Source organism: Mucilaginibacter sp. OK283, assembly GCF_900110415.1.
Classification (GTDB): Bacteria; Bacteroidota; Bacteroidia; order Sphingobacteriales; family Sphingobacteriaceae; genus Mucilaginibacter.
In genome coordinates, this window is record NZ_FODR01000002.1 from 105,584 (window position 1) to 128,597 (window position 23,014).

Annotated in this window: 12 protein-coding genes; 4 read left to right on the plus strand and 8 right to left on the minus strand. The window is 43.2% G+C overall.

From position 1 onward, the window contains the following. The first annotated feature begins 366 nt into the window (after positions 1-366). The 4 genes from BMX56_RS05270 to BMX56_RS05285 all read left to right on the plus strand — a co-directional run bounded on the left by BMX56_RS05270 (position 367) and on the right by BMX56_RS05285 (position 10,153). Entirely contained in the window at positions 367-2,586 is a 2,220-nt protein-coding gene (locus tag BMX56_RS05270) for an alpha-N-acetylglucosaminidase (protein WP_090641974.1), read from the plus strand. A gap of 18 nt (positions 2,587-2,604) precedes the next feature. Continuing rightward, positions 2,605-3,804: an acyltransferase family protein gene (locus BMX56_RS05275; protein ID WP_090641977.1), complete on the plus strand. Its 1,200-nt coding sequence runs from the start codon at positions 2,605-2,607 to the stop codon at positions 3,802-3,804. A 273-nt stretch (positions 3,805-4,077) separates the two neighbouring features. Continuing rightward, positions 4,078-6,363, plus strand: coding sequence for a GH92 family glycosyl hydrolase (locus tag BMX56_RS05280; protein ID WP_090641980.1), 2,286 nt, complete (start codon positions 4,078-4,080; stop codon positions 6,361-6,363). Between the two features lie 1,135 nt (positions 6,364-7,498). Continuing rightward, complete coding sequence (locus BMX56_RS05285) at positions 7,499-10,153, plus strand: glycoside hydrolase family 78 protein (RefSeq protein WP_090641983.1); 2,655 nt, start codon at positions 7,499-7,501, stop codon at positions 10,151-10,153. 66 nt (positions 10,154-10,219) lie between these two features. Here the strand turns inward: BMX56_RS05285 and BMX56_RS05290 are convergent, their stop codons facing one another. From BMX56_RS05290 to BMX56_RS05330, 8 genes are all read right to left on the minus strand, one after another. Then, on the minus strand, positions 10,220-11,767 hold the full coding sequence (locus tag BMX56_RS05290; protein ID WP_090641987.1) for an FAD-dependent monooxygenase: 1,548 nt from the start codon (positions 11,765-11,767) through the stop codon (positions 10,220-10,222). Positions 11,768-11,808: 41 nt separating this feature from the next. Beyond that, a complete protein-coding gene (locus BMX56_RS05295; RefSeq protein ID WP_090641990.1) occupies positions 11,809-12,627 on the minus strand; it encodes an AraC family transcriptional regulator in 819 nt (272 codons plus the stop codon). 157 nt (positions 12,628-12,784) lie between these two features. Further along, positions 12,785-13,519, minus strand: a complete 735-nt coding sequence (locus BMX56_RS05300) for a pirin family protein (RefSeq protein WP_090641993.1) — start codon at positions 13,517-13,519, stop codon at positions 12,785-12,787. Positions 13,520-13,587: 68 nt separating this feature from the next. Further along, complete coding sequence (locus BMX56_RS05305; RefSeq protein ID WP_090641996.1) at positions 13,588-14,190, minus strand: isochorismatase family protein; 603 nt, start codon at positions 14,188-14,190, stop codon at positions 13,588-13,590. A gap of 142 nt (positions 14,191-14,332) precedes the next feature. Beyond that, the gene (locus BMX56_RS05310) at positions 14,333-14,914 is read right to left on the minus strand and encodes a Crp/Fnr family transcriptional regulator (protein WP_090641999.1); all 582 of its coding nucleotides are present in this window, start codon (positions 14,912-14,914) and stop codon (positions 14,333-14,335) included. 434 nt (positions 14,915-15,348) lie between these two features. Beyond that, positions 15,349-16,437, minus strand: coding sequence for a glycoside hydrolase family 43 protein (locus BMX56_RS05320; protein ID WP_090642006.1), 1,089 nt, complete (start codon positions 16,435-16,437; stop codon positions 15,349-15,351). A gap of 110 nt (positions 16,438-16,547) precedes the next feature. Further along, a complete protein-coding gene (locus tag BMX56_RS05325) occupies positions 16,548-18,371 on the minus strand; it encodes a glycoside hydrolase family 35 protein (protein WP_090642009.1) in 1,824 nt (607 codons plus the stop codon). Positions 18,372-18,686: 315 nt separating this feature from the next. Further along, the gene (locus BMX56_RS05330; protein ID WP_177183724.1) at positions 18,687-22,793 is read right to left on the minus strand and encodes a hybrid sensor histidine kinase/response regulator transcription factor; all 4,107 of its coding nucleotides are present in this window, start codon (positions 22,791-22,793) and stop codon (positions 18,687-18,689) included. Positions 22,794-23,014: the final 221 nt, after the last annotated feature.

The window sequence follows — 23,014 nt, forward strand, 5'->3', positions numbered from 1 at the left end:
GTTTAACAATAAAAGAAAAAGAACATGATTGCATGTTAAAGCCTGGCGATTGGCTGAGGCGGAATGTCGTATATCGCGTGGCGGTGACGACTCACCCCGGCTACGCTGCGCTGGCCGACCCTCTCTCCGCTTCGCGCAAAGAGGGTTGAGGAAAGAAAAAACAATCTTTTCGCCCCTCTATGCGGCGCAGCCGGAGAGAGGGTGGTCGGGCGTAGCCTCGACCGGGTGAGTCGTAGCCGGCGTTCGAGCAAATGTTTATGACATAAATTTCAAATAACTCGTAAGTAGGTAAAAAAGTAATAACGTAAATTAAAAGTTAAAGCCCTCTTTAACATTTCTATCTTATCAAATTTAAACAGGCTCTATATGTTGTTAAGCAAATTTTTTTCAGTACGTTTTTTTGCCCTGCTTGTTATTTTAACCTATACCGGAAGTGTTGCAAATGCCCAGGTTAACAAGAATGCATCATATGCGTTAATTGGCCGCGTTATACCCAAAGCAGCAGCACATTTTAAAGTAGAAGAAATCCCGGCGATAAATGGCAAAGATGCGTTTGAAATAGAAAGCATTAACAACAAAATTGTATTAAGGGGTAATAACGGTGTCGCGATAGCATCGGCATTATATTATTATTTAACCGAATACTGCCACTGCCAGGTAACCTGGAATGGCACCAATTTAAACCTGCCCGCAAAATTACCCGCGGTAACCACTAAAATTCGTAAAAACACACCCTACCAATACCGGTACTACTTAAACTATTGCACGTACAACTATAGTATGAGCTGGTGGGATTGGAAACGATGGGAGAAAGAAATTGACTGGATGGCTTTGCATGGCATTGATATGCCGCTAGCACTAACCGGGCAGGAGTATACCTGGTACCAGGTTTATAAGGATATGGGGTTTACAGATAATGATTTGAAGTCATTTTTCTGCGGCCCGGCTTATTTTTCATGGTTTTGGATGGGCAACCTGGATGGCTGGGGCGGCCCGCTGCCGGTAAGCTGGATGACAAACCACCGCGATTTGCAGCAAAAAATATTAAAGCGCGAAAGAGCGCTTGGCATGAAGCCCGTTTTACAATCATTTACCGGCCATGTACCCGCCGCGTTTATGACACGCTTCCCCAAATCAAAACTGAAAAAGACTAACTGGAACAATGGTTTTGGCGATACCTATATATTGGACACCCACGACCCAATGTTTGACTTAATTGGCCGTAAGTTTTTAGAAACCCAAACCCGCTTATACGGCACCGATCATCTATACTCGGCCGATACCTTTAATGAAAATGAGCCGCCAACGGACGATCCTGCTTATTTATCGGCTCTAAGTTCAAGGGTTTACCAGGCCATGAGCAGCGCCGACCCGAAAGCCGTATGGGTAATGCAGGGCTGGCTTTTTTACAGCGACCGCAAATTCTGGAAAACGCCGCAGATAAAAGCTTTGCTTCAAGCCGTGCCCAACGATCATATGATTATGCTTGATTTGGCAACCGAGATTGAACCCGTTTGGAAGCGTACCGAAGCCTATTACGGCAAGCCCTGGATCTGGAACATGCTGCATAATTTTGGCGGCAATATCGGGATGTTCGGCAGGATAGAAGGTGTGGCAAGCGGTCCCGCCTTGGCACTTAAAGATACCGCATCGGGCAAACTGGCAGGCATTGGCCTTACCATGGAAGGCATTGAACAAAACCCCGTGTTGTACGAATTAATGACCAGCAACACCTGGCAAAGCGAACCCATTAACCTGGATAACTGGCTTCGGTCATACATTTTAAACCGCTACGGAAGTGTAAACGAACATACAATCAAAGCATGGCAGGTATTAAAAGAAACCGTTTATAACGGTAAAGACATCCGCGATGCCTCGGAGTCGATCATAACAGGCAGGCCAACGTTTGATTCGGCAGCAGTGTGGACGAGGACTAAGCTAAATTATCAGCGTAAAGGCTTACTACCCGCCTGGGACGAATTGATGAAAGCAATACCTGCAAACAGGAAGAGCGATGGTTTTCAATATGACCTGGTTGATTTATCGAGACAGGTGTTGGCAAACTATGCCCGGCCATTGCAGCAAAAATGGGCAAAGGCTTACGAGGATAAAAACATAACCGACTTTGATAAATACAGCAGTCAGTATCTTCAGTTAATAACCGATATGGATGCGCTTTTGGCAACACGTAAAGATTTTTTATTAGGCCCCTGGCTTGCCGATGCCCGTAAGTGCGGAACTACCCTGGCCGAAAAGGCAATTTATGAACGGAATGCCCGCAACCTGGTTACCCTTTGGGGCGACGAAAAAAGCCCGCTTCATGAATACTCCTGCCGCCAATGGAGCGGCTTGTTAAATGGCTTTTATAAGGTGAGATGGCAAAAGTTTTTTACGGAAGCTAAAACTGCGTTGAAAGCCGGAAAGCCAATAGATGCATCGGCATTTGATAAAACTATAAGCGCCTGGGAATGGAACTGGGTAAATATGCAAAAGCCCTACCCGGTAACCACAAAGGGCAGCAGCATATTGCTGTCCCAGCAACTATATAAAAAGTACCGCACCAAAATAGGGGCAGACTTAAAATAACATTAATATTTAAGGCATATGGCCAATGCACCAATTGTATCTGATCCTTTAATAAATACCGGCAACGGTAAAAACGCGCCTGTAAAGTTACCCCGCTTACTATCGTTAGATGCGCTGCGTGGCTTTGATATGTTTTGGATAATGAGTGGCGAAGGGGTGATTCACGCCCTGGCGAAAGCAACCAACTGGCCGGTTTTACTGTGGATGTCGGGCCAGTTACACCATACCGATTGGAATGGGATTACATTTTATGATATGATCTTCCCGCTGTTTTTGTTTATAGCCGGTGTGTCTATGCCGTACTCTATGCACAATAAAATGATGAAGGCCGGTGTGAGTGATGCGCAGTTTTTGCCTAAAGCCGATAAACGGAGCATCTATTTATCCATGCTCCGCCGTACCGTGATACTGCTTTTTTTAGGGCTGATTGTTAACGGCCTTTTCAAGTGGAACGGTTACGAGCAAACGCGCTTTGCAAGCGTGTTGGGGCGCATTGGCCTGGCCTGGTTTTTTGCAGGCCTCATTTATTTGAATTTTAATACCCGGCAGCAACTTGTTTGGTTTGCGGTGTTACTGTTAGGCTATTGGACTGCTATGATGCTTATTCCGGTGTCGGGTTATGGCGCAGGGGTTTTAACCATGAATGGCAGCCTGGAATCATATGTCGATCGTTTACTACTTCCCGGCCGGTTACATGATAAAGTACATGATCCCGAAGGGGTGTTATCAACCATCCCGGCAATTGGCACAGCCATGCTGGGCATCTTTGCCGGTCAGTTTTTAAAATACCAGTCGGTAAAATGGCCCATGTGGAAAAAGGGCGTGGCTTTGTTTGTGGCCGGACTGATACTAATTGCCATCGGCTCCGTATGGAATTTAACCTTCCCTATCAATAAACGCCTCTGGACAAGCTCATTTGTTTTGTTTGTGGGTGGATGGAGCCTGGTTTTCCTGTCGGTATTTTATCTGATTATCGATGTGGCGGGCTATCGCAAATGGGCATTCCCGTTTGTGCTTATCGGCGTAAATTCAATCCTTATTTATCTTGCATCCGAAGGCATGATCGATTTTCAGCATACCGCCCATTACTTTTTTGGCGGACTGATCCAGTACGTATCGCCACTGTGGCAAGCGGTATGGCAAGCCATAAGCATAGTGATTGTGCAGCTTGCGTTGCTTTATTTTTTATATCGAAATAAAATATTTTTGAAAATATAATGACATCAAAAAAAAGTCTCCCCTACCGGGCTACTTTATGTACACATCTTTTGGAAACGTACCAATAATAAAAAAAATGTCATTTCGAACGAACCGGGGAGGGCTTTGAGTGTTGGCGTGAGGAGAAATCTTCTGCAACATGCTTGCAAATTTGCATGGTTGAATGTATGACGTACAGGATTTCTCCTCGTACCTCGTTCGAAATGACATTTTCTTTTGTTTTAAAGATGTGTACACACGGTAGCCTACCGGGGGAGATTTAGAGGGGGCTATATGATACTATTTAAAGCGCTACGTTTATATTTTACTTTTTTGCTGCTGGCTATTTCGGCATCTGCATTTGCGCAGGATGTTGTTAAATATGTACAACCATTGGCCGGTACCGCTGTTGCCACAACAGCATCGGCAATAAAGCACGGTTCGGGCTATGCCGCATCACAGGCCAATACCATCCCCGCGGTAACTACCCCTTTCGCAATGACGCAGTGGACGCCGGAAACCCAGGCAACTGAAAATAAGTGTGTACCACCGTATCTTTATAAAGATAGCCTGTTTTACGGTCTGCGCGGCTCGCATTGGTTAAGTGGTTCATGTACGCAGGATTACGGCAGCTTTACCATTATGCCCATAACCGGGAAATTAAAAACCAACAATTACCAAACCTCATTTAAACACACCGATGAGCTGTTAACCCCCTATTTATACCAGGTTAATTTAGCTGAATATAACGTTCATGCCGCCGTAACCGCTACCCCACGCTGTGGGATAATGCAGTTTACGATGGATAACGCAGATAGCCTTTATTTACTGATTACTCCCAACAGCGACAGGCACGAAGGCTATGTACAGGTGGATGCCCAACGCGGAGAAATATGCGGTTATAATCCGGCGCATCGCATTTACCAGGGATGGGGTAAAAGCGCCGGTTTTAACGGCTTTTTTGTAATCCGTTTTGAAAAACAGGCCAATCGCGCGGGGACTTTTACCGGGGAGAAGATTTTATCGGCCACAAGCCTTAAAGACATGCCAGGTTTAGGCGCATTTGCTGGTTTTAAAATGGACAAAGGCGAAAAGCTGGTGATCCGGATAGGTACCTCATTTACCAGCCTGGATGGCGCCCGTAAAAATTTACAGGCCGAAATGCCCGGGTTTGATTTTGACAAAGCAGTTGTAACCTGTAAGGAGGTTTGGCAAAAAGCCTTAAGTCAAATTAGCGTTGCTACCGATAACCTGAAGGATAAAAATATTTTTTACACGGCCTATTACCATACCATGCAGCAGCCCCGGTTGTTTAGCGATGTGGATGGCAGCTACCCTATGTTTGCTACCGGCTATAAAAACGCAAAGTTGGCAAAGGGCAATTACTACGATGATTTTTCGATGTGGGATATTTATCGCGCCGAAATTCCCCTGTATGAAATACTGAAGCCCGCTTTTGTAAATGACCTGGTACGGTCGCTGATCATCAAAGGCAGGCAGGGGGGCTGGATGCCTATATTCCCTTGCTGGAACAATTATACATCAGAAATGATAGGCGATCACACAGCCTCGGTTATCAGCTCCGCGTATCTTAAGGGCATCCGCGATTATGATGCAAACGAAGCATATGGTTTATTGCGGCACAACGCATTTGATATACCGGCCAATAAAGCTGATTATGTAGAAGGCAAAGGCCGCCGGGCCCTGGATAGCTATTTAAAATATCACTATATACCGCTGGAAGATAGCGTGCCCGATGCCTTCCATAAAAAAGAGCAGGTTAGCCGTACGATGGAGTATGCTTATGACGATTATGCCTTATCGCAATTCGCCCGGAAATTAGGTAAAACAGCAGATTATAAATCATTGACCAGGCGGGCAGGCTACTATAAAAACGTATTTGACCCGGCAACAGGCATGGTACGGGGCCGCTACGCCAATGGCAATTGGATAACGGATTACAACCCCGACAAAAAAGAAAGCTATATTACCGAGGGCACGCCCCGCCAATACACATTTTACGCACCCCAGGATATTCCGGGTCTTTCAAAACTAATGGGCGGTCCTGCCAAACTGGAGTCGGCTTTGGATAGCTTGTTTTTGAAAAAAGAATACTGGCACGGCAATGAGCCGGGGCACCAGATTCCGTTTATGTACAATTATACCCCTGCTCCCTGGAAGTCCCAACAGGAGGTTCGGGAGATACTTACAACGGAGTACAGCGATGGTCCGGGTGGTTTGGGAGGTAATGACGACGCGGGGCAGATGTCGGCCTGGTATATGTTTGCATCTATGGGTTTTTATCCGGTAAACCCGGTATCGGGCCAATTTGTATTATGTTCGCCAATTTTTGATAAAATAATATTGAAGCTGCCCAACGGGAAAAGCGTAACCATAACCTGCCACAAGAAAAGTAAAAATTCAGCACACATTTACCAGGTTAAGCGGAACGGGAAGCTAAGCTTGAGTAATTATATCAGCTATAAAGAGATCATGAACGGCGGCAGCCTGGAATTTTTTATGCAGGATAACCCGGACGCTAAATGGGCGACACAACCTCAATATCAGCCTGGCCGGTAAAACTTGAATAAGGGTAAGTCAAATAAAAATAGACAGCGACCTTATCCACCAATAAAAAGGGCAAATTGCGTTTAAGATTTCATGATCAACTATATTGTGCTATATAGGCATCAATGGTATCAAGTTATTAGATTTTTCGCGCAAAGTCGCAAAAGAAAAATAAGCAAATCACTTTGCGTCTCTGCATCGTTGCGCGAATTAAATCTTATAAATTTAAAACGCGATTTCCTACACAGCTAATAAGTTTTGGCTTAATGCCGCCAAGCTAAATTATGCAACAACTTTATTCTTCAATAAAAAGGGCTCTATGATGGTTTGTATGGTTGTTCGATTTCAATTAGCTTTTACATAATTATTTCTAAGGGCCATCGGCCCGACACATATTGTAGCCACGGGTTTCAACCCGTGGATGATTGGCCAAAGGACAGCGAGAGTGCAATCGGCACGGCCGATATTTTGGGGTAAATCCACGTATTTCAATTTTGCTCAAACGATATACACGCATTGCTCATATGGGTCGAACCTACGGCTCTCAATCGTTTTCTTCGTTTCTGTCCCCGGGTTAAAACCCGGGGCTACAAGATTGGCCGAGGCTATGCCTCTGATTCGTGTAGAACAAGCCCGGACGTGTCAACAAAGAATATCTTTAGAAACTAATCAGTAACCGCATCTGTGTTACCTATACAATCCGACTTAAAATAATAAAAGGGATACCCGATTTTTGAATTGCTCTAAAATTTACTCCCTGTCGTACCGCCTCAAAAGGAGCATCATTACCGAACAGCGAATAGCTATACAAAAGCTCTCTGTCTTGCAGGACAGAAAGGGACGGTTATCATATCTGCTTAATTTAATTTTGATTAACCATTTATAATCTATCGAATTGCCAGGTTGGCAACCAATGATAAAATATTGTTGAATACGTATTGTTTCGAGTGATTGTAATTGAATTGTTTTGGCTTTTAACAACCGGTTATGCCCTTTGTGGCGAGTGAACCAATAAAGCCTGTGATAACCCATTTGCTTCTGAAGGATAAAGATGAAGTTGGAAAACAAACTATGCCAGCATGGCCGCTAACCAGGCTATCCCGGTTTTTGATGGTCGACTTTAGACAATAAAAACATTAACCTATATATGAGAATAACCCTTGCCTCGGCCTGTTTCTTATTAGTATGCAAAATTGGTACAGCACAGGTAACCGCCACCAATCTTTTAACCGAAGATCAGAAAAATCCCATCAGCATTGATGCCCGTAGTCCCCGGTTTAGCTGGCAGCTGGTTGCAAATGGCAGCAAGGCCAACAGCCAGGCTGCTTACGAGGTTCAGGTAGATGCTATTGATGCGGAAGGTGGCAAACCCGTTAGTTTATGGTCAACAGGTAAGGTGTTATCAAGCCAAACGTTGTATGTGCCATACGGAGGCCAAACGTTGCAATCGGGACATAGTTATTCATGGAAGGTAAGGACCTGGGATATCAGCGGCAAACAATCCGCCTGGAGCGAACCTGCCTTGTGGACGATGGGGCTATTATCACCGGCCGACTGGCAGGCAAAATGGATAGGCCCTTCAACTCCCGATGCAGTGAATGGCCCTGTCCCGTTATTAAGGACGGGGTTTTTGTTAAACAAACAGGTTAGCAAGGCAACCGCCTATATCACATCCCATGGGTTTTATGAGGCTCAAATCAATGGTAAAAAGGTGGGTGATGCCTACCTGACACCCGGGTGGACAAGCTACAACAAAAGGCTGCAATATCAGGCTTATGATGTTAAAGATCTTTTAAAATCGGGCGATAACGCTATTGGAGTGGCGCTTGGCAGTGGCTGGTACCGCAGCCCGCTGGGGCCGTACAATCCACGGCCGGATTTTTATGGGAAAACCCTTGCGCTTTTGCTGCAAATTAAAATAGTTTACACCGATGGCACCGAAAAACTGATTGTATCCGACGAAAGCTGGAAGTCATCAACCGGCGCCCTGCGCTTTGCCGAAATTTACGATGGATGTATCCTGGATACCCGGCTTGCCCGGCAGGGTTGGTCGGAGGCCGGTTTTAACGACCGGGATTGGCAGGGTGTAAAAGTACAGACCCTGGATAAAAACAACCTGGTGGCCACCATCAATGAGCCGGTTAGGCAGCATGAAACATTCAAACCTGTTAAAATCATCACCACTCCCCGCGGCGAAAAAGTGATCGACTTTGGTCAAAACCTGGTAGGTTGGGTAAAAGTTACTGTTCAGGGCCATGCCGGCGATTCCATTATGATATCGCACGCCGAGGTATTAGATAAGGCAGGCAATTTTTATACCGAAAACCTGCGCGCTGCCAAAGCGCAAAATATTTACATTTTAAAGGATAACAGCAAGCAAACTTTCGAGCCGCAGTTTACGTGGCAGGGTTTCAGGTATATTAAGGTAGCAGGTATTAAAGGCGAACTAAATCCGGCCGATTTTACCGGGATAGCCTTATATTCGGATATGAAGGTCACGGGGAGTTTTGCATGCTCAAATCCATCGCTTAACCAATTACAACACAATATTCAATGGGGGCAAAGGGGCAATTTTTTAGATGTACCTACTGATTGCCCGCAACGCGATGAACGGCTGGGCTGGACGGGGGATGCGCAGGTGTTTTCGCGCACGGCATCGTACAACATGAACGTGCACAACTTTTTTACCAAGTGGCTTAAAGATGTGGCAGCCGACCAGTACCCCAGCGGAAGTATCCCCTATATCATCCCCGATGTTTTTACTAACGGCAATAATGAAGTTGGCGGCAGTACCGGCTGGGGCGATGTATCAACCATTGTACCGTGGACAGTGTACTCGGCTTATGGTGATAAACAGGTTTTGGAAAATCAGTACGCGAGTATGAAAGCCTGGGTTAAGTACATTGAAAAGCAAACCAAAAACGACCTTTGGGTTACCGGTAATCATTTCGGCGATTGGCTGTTTTACAGTGTGAACAACGACAGGGATGGTACATCTGCCATCACCAATAAATATTTAATAGCCCAATGTTTTTATGCCCATTCAACACAGATTTTACTTAGCAGCGCCAAAGTCCTGAACAAAAAGGCCGACGAACAATATTATACACAATTATTGCAAAGGATAAAAAATGCCTTTGTAAAGGAATATGTTACACCAAATGGCTTGATATCATCTGATACACAAACGGCCTACGTGCTGGCGCTTGAGTTTGACATGCTACCTGTAGCCCTAAGGCAACAAGCTGCCGAACGGCTGGTTAAAAATATAAAGCAGTATGATTATCACCTTACAACTGGCTTTTTAGGCACCCCATACCTTTGCGATGCCCTAAGCAAGTTTGGTCATGCAGATGTGGCTTACAGGTTGTTGTTACAGGATACCTATCCATCGTGGTTATACCCTATAAAGGCCGGGGCCACAACCATTTGGGAAAGATGGGATGGCATCAGGACCGATGGCAGCTTCGAGGAATCGTCTATGAACTCCTACAATCATTACGCTTATGGCGCCATTGGCGATTGGATGTATCAAAACATAGCCGGCATACAGGCGGGAGAGGCCGGTTATAAAAAAATAATTATTAAGCCAGCTATAGGCGGAGGCCTAACCTGGGCCGAGGGCGGTTACGATTGCCCGTACGGACACATCAGCTGTAAGTGGAAAATAGAAGGTGGCAAGCTTGATATGTCGGTTACCATCCCACAAAACACAACTGCTGATATTTTTGTGCCCGATGCGTTGGGTAAAACCTATCAAAAAGTTTCGGTTAAGGGCGGCGATTATCATTTTCAGAGGTAAGTGAATATTTTTTTTATCAAAAAGGATATATAAAAGGATGGTAATGGAGGTGATTACTTGCCTCCTTTAACTACCAACAAACCAGCGGGCCGCAACCATTTGCAGTTCACTATAATCCGGGGCGCCCGAAGCAGCCCACGCGATAATCCCATCCGGGCGTATCAGCGCGGCGCTTACACCTAATCGCTCTTTTGTGGTACCCGAGATGTATTTCATCCGGTCGCTATATTCCCCCGCTAAAGTTTTAAGCGAAGTGTTGGCATCGAAATCCAGCAGTATTCCCATGCCATCGTGCATAAGCTCGCCAATTTTTGTACCATCCCCCAGCTCAAAGTTGGGAACACTGTAGCCTGCCAGGGGGTGATGACCGCCAAGATCATAGTGGGTGGAAACACCCCAAACACGTCCTGCAAAATAGGTGGCGCCATCGCGCGTATTCATTAGGTCGCGCATAATTGCTTGCAGTGCGCGGGCTCCCGGGCTTGGTTTCATGATGGCAACCTGCGCGCGCGACCAATCCAAAACCTGTGCGCCAATTGGGTGCCGTTCGGTATTATAACTGTTCAGCAGGCCTTTCGGCGCTTTATTCTGGATAGTTGCAGCAAGTTTCCAGCCCAGGTTCATGGCATCGCCAAGCCCAAGGTTAAGCCCCTGGCCTCCCAACGGCGAATGAATGTGAGCTGCATCGCCGGCCAAAAGTATCCGTCCGTTGCGGTAGGTTATGGCCTGTCGTGCCCTGTCGGTCCACGTGGTTGCAATATGCAGGGTATTAATGGTAACGTCGGTATCCGAAATACGGCGTAACACCTCCTGTACGTGTTCACGGGTTATTGGTTTTTCTGAGCCATGAAATGCCCCGCCATCAAAATTCTGTATCATTAGGTAACCTGGTTGAGATTGGAGGTACATGCCCCTGGGCGTCACGTTCCGGCCCGGTTTTAGCTTCTCAGGATCGGCAATGTCAATACGGGTGGTGTAGCCGGTAAATTCAGGCTCGGTGCCCGCGAATTCAAAACCGCCCAACTTGCGAACAACGCTACGGCTTCCATCGCAACCTACCAGCCATTTACCTTGAAAAGATTGTTCGCCAGACTGAACAGTTACTCGGTCTTCGGTTTGATGAATGTCAGTAACGGCAAGGCCACGCTTGAGTTCTACGCCAAGAGTCTCGGCGCGACGGGCCAGTACAGTTTCAAGCTCCGCCATTTCAGAAATTAAGCTGGTATCTGTTGAGCCGGGCAGACGATTCGTCCATTGATTAGTGTCAATATCGCCTTCATGAAACGGAATGCCGGCAAAATGCCCCAGCTGCCGCCGTAACCCTTGCCCGGCATTTTGATGAGGATTTTTAAGGCGCTTGTGTACCTCAAGTTGTTGTAGCAATCCACGCCGGTACAGCGCCTCGATAGTAGGTGCCGAGAGCCCCCGGATCCCGAATGGTAATTGTTTTAGTGGTGAGTGCGGGTTCTCGGCTTTTTCCAGTATCAATACCGAACGTTTGGCCAGGGCCAGTTCGCAGGCCAGGAACAGGCCTACAGGCCCGGCGCCGGAAACTATCACATCGTAGATAGAATTATTTTGTGCTGATTTATCGCCTTCAAGTGTAACTTTCATATGGAATGATTTGATACACAAAATTCAGCAATGCCGCTGTTTCAGGCTTGTACAAACGCGACAAAATCGTTGCCTACAGGAGGCTTCCCTTGCTTTGCTTTCCGAGCGAAGGCGGCTGGCGTACTGCCGCTGTACCGCTTAAACTCGCGGCTTAGGTGAGATTGATCTGTATAACCGAGCTCATGGGCTAAACCGGCGAGGTTGATATCCGGATAAAGCCATAATTGGTTACGTACCTGCTCAAAACGCATTAAACCGGACACATCTTTAACCGTGTGGCCAGACGATTGCTTAAAGTTCCGTTCCAGCGTACGAACGGTGGCATGGGCTGCTGCCGCTACCTGGCTTACCGGCATGGTACCCTTTGCTTTGCTCATCGCAACTCCTGCTTTAAATAGCATACTGTTGGCTGCAACCGCCGACCGGGCATTAAGGAAATATTGTTTTATCACGGACAGTGCTTCATCTATCCTGCCGGCTTCAATGCAGTTTTTTAACGTTGGGTGAAGCTGCGCAATAGGATGCTCAAACATGTGCACACCGCCTTTAACCGCCTGCAGCCCAAGTAAATCGAACACCGTCCAGGGAAAGCACCTGATGGCAATAATTTCCAGGCGGTTTTTGGCGTAAAAAACAACAGGCTGGTTGAGCAGCCCCATCATGAACGGCGATGGCAATGGCTGCAAGCTGCCATCCCGGGCAATGCTGCAACCGTTCCCGAAATGAAAAATAATTTCGGCATAGCCATCGGGTTGTACTTCAAAATCAGATAGCTGTTCCCCGAAGTCTCTGCTGTTGTACCAAAAACATTTTATGGAATCTTGTAGCTCTTCGGGAGGCGCAAATTCTTGGTGCTGCATATGGAAAGATAGTGTATTTTATTTTGCATAAAATACAGGAATTTAAACTGAAAATAAGACACCTGTCATTGTTCAGCCCGTCATTGTTCAGCCCGTCATTGTGTTTTTTTCTAAAGAGCACCCTGCGTATACCTGATGATCTTTAGGTTAGACTTCATTATCTTTGATTCCCGCTATACATACCGCCTTTGAAAATTTCTCCTTCTTCGTCTGTTACAAACAATACCAATTCAGCATCTCCAGACGCAGTAATAACAACTTGTTCGTCTTTGAACACAATGGCCTCCTTTTTTTTCAGATCGATACTGTCATTCACCCGGATTGCTCCCTGAAATACATACAGTAATGCCGTAAGGCCATTTTTAGATAATTCGGGTATTTCTGAGCTATTGCCGCCCAGCAGCTTCATATCATACAGCCAGGTTTGGCTGCTGAACTGAAAAGTTGTTGCTGTAGTAGGAGAGGCAAGTAACCTCCATTTATTTTCGCTGTGGATAGTTTCCAGATCAAGAAAGACCACTTCTGGCTGCAAATCCTTTTTGCCGGGACGGATAAATATCTGTAGCCCTTCCAATGGCTCGCCTTCACCAATTATTTTTTCTTCATGGTAAAATGACTTACCGGCTTTCATCAGCATCAGTGTTTTTTTGCCAATCATTTTTACAATGCCTTTAGAGTCGCTGTGCTCTGCTTTTCCGGTCCTGAAATAGGAAAGTATTTCGTCATTGATATGCGGATGCATCTTAATAACCGTGTTTCCGTGAATCTCGGGATGGTCAATCCTGCCGATACTGCCAATGCCGGTATCTGTATTTGAAACAGCTAAACCAGGGTACAGTATTTTGATAGGGCCGTTACCGACAAACAGGGAATTGCTTATTTTTTGTAACATAAGTCATTTTTTAAGGGATCAGGATAATGGGATAGCATTGTCCTGATCCTGATAATTATAATTTAATTTCAGGCAAACTGCCCAACCTTTGACATTACCTCTTCAAAAAGAATTGGCAATACATTCTGCCCTTCTTCTGTAGCCCAGTTATGTACCAGTTCTGATATTAACTGGTTAATGGTTGTAGTCCGTACGCCTTTGCTTTCCCAGGTTTGCTGAGCTATATCATCGGCAACTTGAGAAGGGGAGCCACCGGCGTCGATGACTACCTGAACGTTAAATCCTTCTTCCTGCATGGAGATAGAAGGCCAAACGATACAAACATCATTAGTAAGCCCTGCCATAATAACATTTTTCCTGCCGTTGGCGGCCTTCAATACCGCTGTTTTGTAAGCCTCGTCATCCCAGGCATTGGTAATTCCTGAGCGTTTTACACGATTAGCATACTCTTCGGGAAGCAGATCTTGTAAATCCTGTAGTAAAGGGCCTTGGGCATGGTCTTCCTGGCTGCTTGTAAGTACAACGGGGATATTAAGTGCCTTAGCCAATCTCGCCAATGCCCTTGTTCTGCTTATTATCATTTCGTGTGGTCTGTTTGCACAAAAATTAAGTGTACCTACCTGATGATCCACCAATAACATTACTGTATCATCCTTTTTGAATTGTTTCATTTTCTGAAGTTTTAATTGTTTACAAAATCTTTTTTACTGATTTATAAAACAAAGTTAGCGGGCCGGAAAAAGAAGAACGATGACATTTGTCATTAAAGAAAATTGGATCAGTGGAAGGACGAATATTAGCAGGAGATAGCTGTTATTTTTTTACTAATTTACTGCGAACCCGGCTAAGCGTTTCTTTATTTATACCTAAATAGGAGGCAATAGTATGTTGCGGAAAACGCTGCACAAATTCCGGGTAGTTTTTTAACAGTTCTTCATACCGCTCTTTAGCAGGTAAAGTAATGGAGTAATTTAATCTTTTTTGTGAAGCGATGAAATTGCTTTGATTCATTTGCCAAAACATTTCTTTGATGGCTGGAATGTTCAAAATTTGCAATAAACCGTCATGTTTTAAAGTCAGTAACTCAGTATCCTCCCAGGCGTCAATATTATAAACAGAAGGGGTTTTCATCAAAAAACTTTCACGGTCAACCATCCACCAGTTTTCAATAGCTAATTGTATAATGTGCTCGGTGCCATTTGAATCGATGCTATATAGCCTCATGGCACCTTTTAGGATAAAGCCGGTATACTGACAGACGTGCCCCTGCTCTAAGAACATTTGTTTCCTTTTTAAAGCCTTTGGAAAAAAAGAATTTTTGATCAATTCTTCCTCCGCACTTGTAAGTGGGGATTCGCTATAGCGATGTATATAGTTAAATAGCGACTCATACATAATGGCCAAACGTTTGATTAAAAGTAAAAAAATGTTTTAAGAAGCCGAACAACAAACAGGTGGCTTCAATCCGCACATCATAAGAATACCTTCTCCTATATGTTCCACATAACAAATTGTTAAAAATGTTAAAGCAATTTGATTTTTTTTCGCTGCTTTTTTTCTTTGCATCGTCAGCTTTTAAACATTGAACCAATTATCGAAAAAGCATTTTAGCATTGACGGTACACTTAATTATCTCCCTAACGTTCCGAAGATTTTGGGAATGCGCTTTCTGTTGTCGACAGCGTGTAAAATACAGGTTTATGCCCCATAATTGTAATACGATATGGTACAGCACCTTTAAAAAAATCAACCTTTTTGCCCGGTACTATGGATATCCCAGGCTTAACGGGCAAACTCGGGTTTAAAAAGCTTTGCGTTTGAACCTGGCACTAAGGGTATATAACCTTTTTTTTAACCGTATCAACTACCAGTTCGTTTCGGGTTCTCCCGCTCTCATTAACGGTTCGGAGAACAACATCCGCAGTCGTGTAGCTACTAATAAGCTTTTTAATTTCCTTTAAGGTCACCGGCATAACAGTACCGTGCCGTGGTTTAAAATTCATGGTCACCTCTTTATCTATAACCTTAAAGTTTTTTAAATCGGTTGATTTTGTAAACTGGTAACGGCCGCTGGTATACATGTCATACATCAAAATAAATCCACTGCCATCATTTAATTTAAAAGTACCGGCCCCTTCAACCGGTAGTGTAGTTTGCTGAACGTATTGATCGCTTTGAAGCGCATATCCACCGGTTAAGCTTTTGGAAACTGCAATTTTAATTCCAGGTACCCTATCTTCTGTTTTAAAGAACAAATAGTATTTGTCGTCTTTTTTCTCGATATCCCCGTCTATACAAGCTGCATTATCCGGACTAAAGAATAGCTGCTTAGGCTCCCCTTCAAAATCAGTAAAATCTTTATTAGCATATATATAGTATATCTTATCCGGGTTACCGCCGTGCTTTAAAGAAAAGTAAACCATATACTTTTTAGCAACATTGTCATATATGGTTTGAGGCGCCCATACACGCAAAAGACTATCCTGATTGGGAAAACGTTTTTGAAAATTAATATGAGCAGAAGACCAATGGATCAAATCGTTTGACTTAAGTAACACCAATCCACGGTTAGAGTTCCATCCGTTAGCGGAAACCATATCTGTTGCAACCATATAAAATGTTTTCCCATCGGCACATCTCAGGATATGAGGGTCCCGAACGCCGCCGGTTTCGCTGATAACCGAGCTATTTATAACCGGTTCATTGTGGTTTAAGGAAAGATAGTGGTACCCATCCATGCTGATCGCGAACCGGATGGCCTCTTCACTTTTCTGATTTCCGGTAAAATAGGCAAATAAGTAACCTTTATACCCCTGCTTAAAATTGTGTTTGCTTTTTTGCCCGAAGGCTGCTAATTGACAATTGAGCGAGAAAAAAACAATTAAAGCAATACTGATTGCAATTCTTATATGGTTCATGTTAAAATAAAAGATCATCCTTTGCAAAAGCATTACTGCCAGCAGTTAAAATATAATATAATCAGGCTCCCCGACGATATTGCTAAGGAGTATTGCGAATAAAATCCCGCTTATTGTAAGCGATCTAAAACCGGTTTGTTCACCGCCGACAGTTTTTGGTTTTCGGGTTTTAGCAGTTCAAAAACTAATACCTCATTTTTGCCGGTATGCAACCATTCGCGCGGTACATACAAAGTTTGTTGAGGGCCGGTTCGCCAGTACCTGCCTAAGTTATGTCCGTTAATCCACACCATGCCCTTACCCCAATCGGTCATATCGAGATAGGTATCTCCCAATGAAGATAATGAAAAAGTCCCCTTTTTCATAACAGGTGTGTTTAAGTTAACCAAACCAGGTTTAGGATTGTAGCTACCCACCGTTTTTAATGGCAAAGGAAAGTTTTGCCAGGCCGTTATTTCATTATTTTGAAAAAACACTTTACCAACAATTCCCTTTTTGTTCTGTAACAGGTATTTACCAAAATTGATGCGGCCCAGGTTTTCTACTAAAATATCCAGTGTTACATTTCCAGCAGGTAAACTGACGTTAATACTGTCTAATCCGGTACGACGATCGAGGGTTCCTACCGTTTTTCCGTTGATCATCACTACCGCGAAATCTCTGAGCTCTTTAACCTTCACTATTCCGGATTTTCCTCCCGGAATCGTTGTTCGGTACAACATAAAACCATAATCGAGTTTCATATCCTCAAAGGTTAATGGATTTTGACTGCTTTTGCTTTCCCGTTTTAAGTCGTCAAGGTTTGCCACATTATTGAGCTCAATTTGAGGTATTATGATGGTGGGTTTAACAGGGGGAACAACAGGCAAATTAATGCCGGCGGGTAAATGTTTTTGAATTACGTTTCTAAAAGCCCAAAATTTGGGTGTCGCGTTTCCGGCTTCATCAAGTGGTGCATCATAATCGTAACTGCTTATCTGTGGCTCAAACGGCGACTGGTCGTTATAGTTGGCCCCGTTCATAAATCCCCTTGTAGTTCCGCCATGAAACATGTACATATTTATCGAAATGCCTGCTGCAAGTACAGAGTCTAACCGGCCGGTATACTGATTTGCCGGAACCGTATGGTGTTTTGTACCCCACCAGTCGAACCACGCCGGATACCATTCGGCAATATAATAGGGGCCTTTACTATCGTGGTTTTGGTTGATGAGCTCCTTTACCTTGGCCGGATTATCTAACCCATTTACTGCCGGCAGTAAACCTGGCAAATGTCCTTTTACCAGGTCGGCAGCCGGATCGCAGGTATATAACAAACCGTCAAATCCGGCGTCTTTAAACATTTTTTGATTAACGGCCAGGTAATCCTTGTCAGAGCCGTATGATCCATACTCATTTTCAATTTGTACCATCAGGATGTTACCGCCATGATTTACCTGGTAGGGGGACAATCGCTTTCCTAATTCTTTAATGTAGTTTTCGTATTCGTTTAAATATTGCGGATTCTTGCTTCTTACAACCAGTCCTTCTTCATTTTCCAGCCAATACGGATAGCCGCCAAATTCCCATTCGGCACATACATAAGGGCTGGGGCGCAAAATAACCCACAAGCCTTCCTGCTGAGCTATTTTAATAAATTCAACAATATCATTATTGCCGGCGAAGTCAAATTGTCCCTTTTGCGGTTCGTGCAAGTTCCAAAAAACATACGTACCTATGGTGTTAAGCCCCATTGCCTTTGCCATTTTCATTCTGTCGCGCCAGGCCTCCCGTGGTATGCGGGGATAGTGTAATTCGCCCGAGATCATCTGGAAAGGCTTACCATCTAACAGAAAGTCCTTATCTCCTAATGTGAATTGATGTTTAGGTTGGGCTTTGACCAGGCCGCCCGCTAACAAAATGGCCCCAATTAAAAAAAGAATAAATGATCTCATTAAAAAAATATATAAAGTGTTATTGGTTACATAATAGGCAGGCCTCTCAAAATTGTATTACGGATGCGGTTAAGCTCCACTAATACTTCTGGCTATTAGCTGATGCTGCTAAAATGGATGTAAAATCAATTAATAAAAAGGGGCTAACCCGTAAAATTGAAGGGGTAAACCACTAAAAAGGCCCCAAAAGGTTGTTTTCGTAGGATTTCGGGTAGTTTAAAAACAGACATTAGAGCACAACACTCAATAGATTGCCGGCTGAAGAATGGTTTTTACATTTTCGGGGAGAGGTAAACCAGGCGGCTGCTTACCGGTTTATTTTCTTTCGGCCACCTGGTTTACCATAGCATTTTTGAAGCTCTTTCTAAATTTTTTAATGTATTCGGAAGGTTTTAAGTCGAACACTTTTTTAAACTGCTCACGAAAATACTTGATATCTTTTATTCCAACGGCATAAGCAGTTTCCAATATATTTAAATCGCTATGTACAAATAACTGTGCCGCTTTTCGCAACCTGATAGACCTTATGAAGCTATTTGCGGGTTGCCCGGAAATCATTTTGATTTTTTTATAGATGCCGGAATAGGACATATTTAATTCGTAGGCTAAGGATTGAAGGTTAAAATCGGGGTCTGTTATATGATCCTCAACAATCCGGATGCAGGAATCCAGAAACCGTTTGTACTCTATCGAGATGCTATGGGGGTTATTGTTAAGTGTGATTTCATTATAAAAATATTGCTGAAGGGTATTCCTGCTCCTCAGCAACCCATTGACCTTTGCTTTCAGGATATCTTTGTCAAAAGGTTTCCCGATATAATCATCAGCGCCACCTTCAATACCTTTTAGCTTTATCTCATTTGATGCGCTGGCTGTTAAAAGAATCACCGGAAGGTGCGAGGTTGTCATATTTCCCTTAATGGCCGCACAAACTTCTATACCTGTAATGCCCTGCATCATCACATCACATATAACAATATCCGGCCATTGTTCGTTTATTATTTTTATTCCCTCTTCGCCGCTTGACGCAACAAGAACATTATATTCGAGTTTGAAAATCTGGCGCAGATATTCTCTCATATCCTCATGGTCATCGATGATCAATAGCGTTTTGAAGTCAGACAATGATTGTTCTTCAACCGGGTCTGCTGCCAACACGATGTCATTAGCTGTAGTTTCAGCATCAATCAGCTCCTTTAAAAACCCGGAAGTAGCTGCTGATTGTTCTAAAATAACAGGGTCTTTAAGGTGCAATCTGCCTTTTTTAAAAGTGATGGTGAACGATGTGCCTTTTCCAATCTGACTTTGATATTCAACTGTTCCGGCCTGGCGTTCTACAAAATTTTTGACGAGGTATAGTCCAAGACCAAATCCTCCGGTTGGTGTGCCCGCCAAATCAGGTACCTGGTAAAAACGACTAAAAAGTTTTTCACCAACTTCGGAAGGGATTCCGCATCCATCGTCCTCGACCATTATTGATACCACCTGGTCTGCTTCTTCTACACAGATGCGAATCTTTCCATGTTTATGAGTGAACTTTATCGCATTCGAGAGCAGATTAAATAACACTATTTCTGTTTTTTCTCTATCTACATAAATATTAAGGCAATCGGCTGATGATACAAACTCCAAATGGATTTGTTTTCTTTTCGCTTCATGTACAAAACATAAATAAACCTCCTTACATAAATCAACAATATTAACATTGCTTATTTTAAGCTGATCGGATTCTGATTCTGCCTTTTTGAAAAGGAGCAGCTGATCTACCAGGCCTAATAGCCGGCGCGCGTTTCTGTAAACAATGTTTAAATTGGAGGCATCCATAGCCTTCTTTTCGTTAAATAATAGTTCCTTAACAGGGTTAATGATCAATGTCAATGGCGTCCGGAACTCATGAGAAATATTGGTAAAAAAAGCAAGCTTTCGTTCGCTTAACTCCTTTTCCTTTTCACTTTCATAGTGAGCAATCTGAATTTCGTATTTTAGTTTAGCCTGATGGTCCCTGTATAACAGATACAGATAAACCAACCCGCCAATAATTATAATATAGATAGTATATGCCCACCAGGTTTGGTACCACGGTGGAGAAATAATTATGATTAACGATTTCGGCGTTATGTTCCACACGCCGTCATTATTGCTTGCAATTACCTTAAAGGTATAAGTTCCCGGGTTAAGGTTGGTGTAAGTAACCCTTCGCTGGCTACTGTTAAAATTCCATTTTTCGTCAAAGCCTTCTAATTTATACCGATAACCATTTTTCTCTGAATGGGTATAATTGAGCGAAACGAATTCGATTGAAAATACATTTTGGTCGTAATTAAGAAATGCAGTATCGGCTATACTAACCGGCTTTTTCAATGGCGAATTTTTACCCGGCCTTACCGATTTATTAAACACCTGGAAATCGGAAAGATAAACCTGGGGGATTTTATTATTCAATTTAATTTTTGACGGATCGAAAACAACTACGCCAGTATTTCCGCCTAAATAAATCTGACCATCTGCCGACTTGTAAATAAGCGAGTGGGAAAACACGCCGTCGCCTTCATCAAAATTGGTGACAGCTAATGCTCGGGGAGTAAACTTTGATATTCCCGTTGCGGAGTTAATCCAAAGATTCCCAAAACCATCTTCAACAAGGTTGTTGAAAACATTACTTGCAAATCCATCTTTGCTTGAGTAAACGATAAAAGAATCATTTTTCGGAACATATTTATTTAGCCCGTCGGCCGTGCAGATCCAGATATTCCTTTTACTATCCTCAAATAAACAGTGAACGATATTACTACTAAGGCTACCGGCATTTTTGTCATTATAAGCGTAATGATGAAAAATGCCGGTTTTTTGGTCAAAACGATCAACCCCGTTTCCATTTGTTCCAATCCACACATTGCCTTTTTTGTCTTTTAAAAGCGTATAAATATGGTTGCTGGCAATTGAATTAGGGTTTTTATCGTCGTTATAATAATGTTTGAATTGCTGTTTTTCTTCGTTGTATATTTTAAGGCCGGCGTCTGTAGCGAGCCAGTATTCATGAGGCCTTACTTCAAGAATATCTCTGAAAACATCTTCATTAAAGAAATTGCTCAGGGCTGAATGATGAAAGTGGTGTATAAACCGGTTATTCTTAACGTCAAACTTATCAAAACCATTTTCGGTAGCCGCCCATAATACACCATCATTGTCTAAATATATTTTGCCAACCTGATTGCTGCTGATGCTTGACGGATTATTTGTGTGATTAAATAGCTTTGTGTTTTTTTTTATTAAATCAAACTGATAAAGCCCGTTGTTTGTTGCCAACCACAACATGTTCCCTTGCAACAACATACTTTTTACTTCGCGCGGTTTGATTGATAATGGAATGAAATGGAATTTATACTGTGTAAAATCTACTTTTGTTAAAGCGTCTTTACCACATAGCCACATAATTCCGGCATTATCATTGTAAACATAGCTATCGGCTGTGCTATTAACATCGCCAATTTTTCGCCATTGGCCATTCCCCTTATTTATAAAATAGAACCCGGCGTTACTTCCAACAACTAAGGTGGAGTCGTTAGCGTTGTCGATACAAAAAGCGCCTATATTAACATTGTCACGACTCGGAAATGCGGTATATCGCTGTTTTTTAGGATCAAACTGATAAAGCCCGCTCCAATAGGTGCCCACCCAAATACAACCACTCCTTTGATCGTAAAAAAGGCTCCAGATATCATTAGGGCTTTTTTTATGCAGAGATTCGGTTTGCAGATAATTGGTAAAACGCTTACCAACCTTATCGAATTTATTCAACCCGCCGTTCCAGTTCCCCAGCCAAAGGTTTTTATCGTTATCTTCAACAATTGCATTTACCGACTTTCCTTTTATTGAAAACTCGTTTTGCGGGTTAGGTTTATAGGTAATAAATGACCTGCGATTTGCCACATATTGATTAAAACCATCGTCTGTTCCTATCCAGATAGTTCCTTCTCTATCGCATAAGATCGAAAAAATCTTGTTGTTACTTATCGACTGTTTGATTTTATCACTATGATAAAACCGTTCAAATTTTTCAGTGTTGGGATCTAAAACATTTAAGCCGTCTATCGTCCCAACCCATATTTTTCCGTTTTTATCTTCAGCAAGCGCGTTAATATAATTTGAACTTATGCTTGCCGTGTTACCAGGAATGTTTACTAAGTTTTCAAAGGAGTAGCCATCAAACTTACAAAGCCCATTGTCTGTCCCTATCCACATGTATCCGCGCCTGTCTTTAAGGGCTACTGTTACATTTTCGGATGGCAGGCCGTCATGAGTAGTATATGATTTTAGGGCAAAATTCTTGATGTCATTGGTTGGAGAGGTCGTTAAGATTTGTCCATTTAGGCCGGTTGTGCACAAAAAATTGATCAGGAAGAATAAGACAGCTTTATACATAAATCCGTTATCACTTTTAATTAGATAAATACTATACCGTGTTATCACTGATAACTTGTACCAGTATAAAATAAGCTTCACAATCATCTTTGGTCGGTCAACAATCAAAAATATTGTACTTAATACACTAATTTTCAGGATAACACAATTACAACAAAGCGGGGAACACGGCACGTTGGCCATATTAAAAGTGCCGACAAATGATCCTTTTATTGGGGTAT

Excerpts from the sequence above, each read along its gene's own strand:
- BMX56_RS05285 (WP_090641983.1), top strand. The coding sequence starts at position 7,499 with ATGAGAATAACCCTTGCCTCGGCCTGTTTCTTATTAGTATGCAAAATT.
- BMX56_RS05280 (WP_090641980.1), top strand. The coding sequence starts at position 4,078 with ATGATACTATTTAAAGCGCTACGTTTATATTTTACTTTTTTGCTGCTG.
- BMX56_RS05270 (WP_090641974.1), top strand. The coding sequence starts at position 367 with ATGTTGTTAAGCAAATTTTTTTCAGTACGTTTTTTTGCCCTGCTTGTT.
- BMX56_RS05325 (WP_090642009.1), bottom strand. The coding sequence starts at position 18,371 with ATGAGATCATTTATTCTTTTTTTAATTGGGGCCATTTTGTTAGCGGGC.
- BMX56_RS05320 (WP_090642006.1), bottom strand. The coding sequence starts at position 16,437 with ATGAACCATATAAGAATTGCAATCAGTATTGCTTTAATTGTTTTTTTC.
- BMX56_RS05310 (WP_090641999.1), bottom strand. The coding sequence starts at position 14,914 with ATGTATGAGTCGCTATTTAACTATATACATCGCTATAGCGAATCCCCA.
- BMX56_RS05305 (WP_090641996.1), bottom strand. The coding sequence starts at position 14,190 with ATGAAACAATTCAAAAAGGATGATACAGTAATGTTATTGGTGGATCAT.
- BMX56_RS05300 (WP_090641993.1), bottom strand. The coding sequence starts at position 13,519 with ATGTTACAAAAAATAAGCAATTCCCTGTTTGTCGGTAACGGCCCTATC.
- BMX56_RS05295 (WP_090641990.1), bottom strand. The coding sequence starts at position 12,627 with ATGCAGCACCAAGAATTTGCGCCTCCCGAAGAGCTACAAGATTCCATA.
- BMX56_RS05330 (WP_177183724.1), bottom strand. The coding sequence starts at position 22,793 with ATGTATAAAGCTGTCTTATTCTTCCTGATCAATTTTTTGTGCACAACC.
- BMX56_RS05290 (WP_090641987.1), bottom strand. The coding sequence starts at position 11,767 with ATGAAAGTTACACTTGAAGGCGATAAATCAGCACAAAATAATTCTATC.
- BMX56_RS05275 (WP_090641977.1), top strand. The coding sequence starts at position 2,605 with ATGGCCAATGCACCAATTGTATCTGATCCTTTAATAAATACCGGCAAC.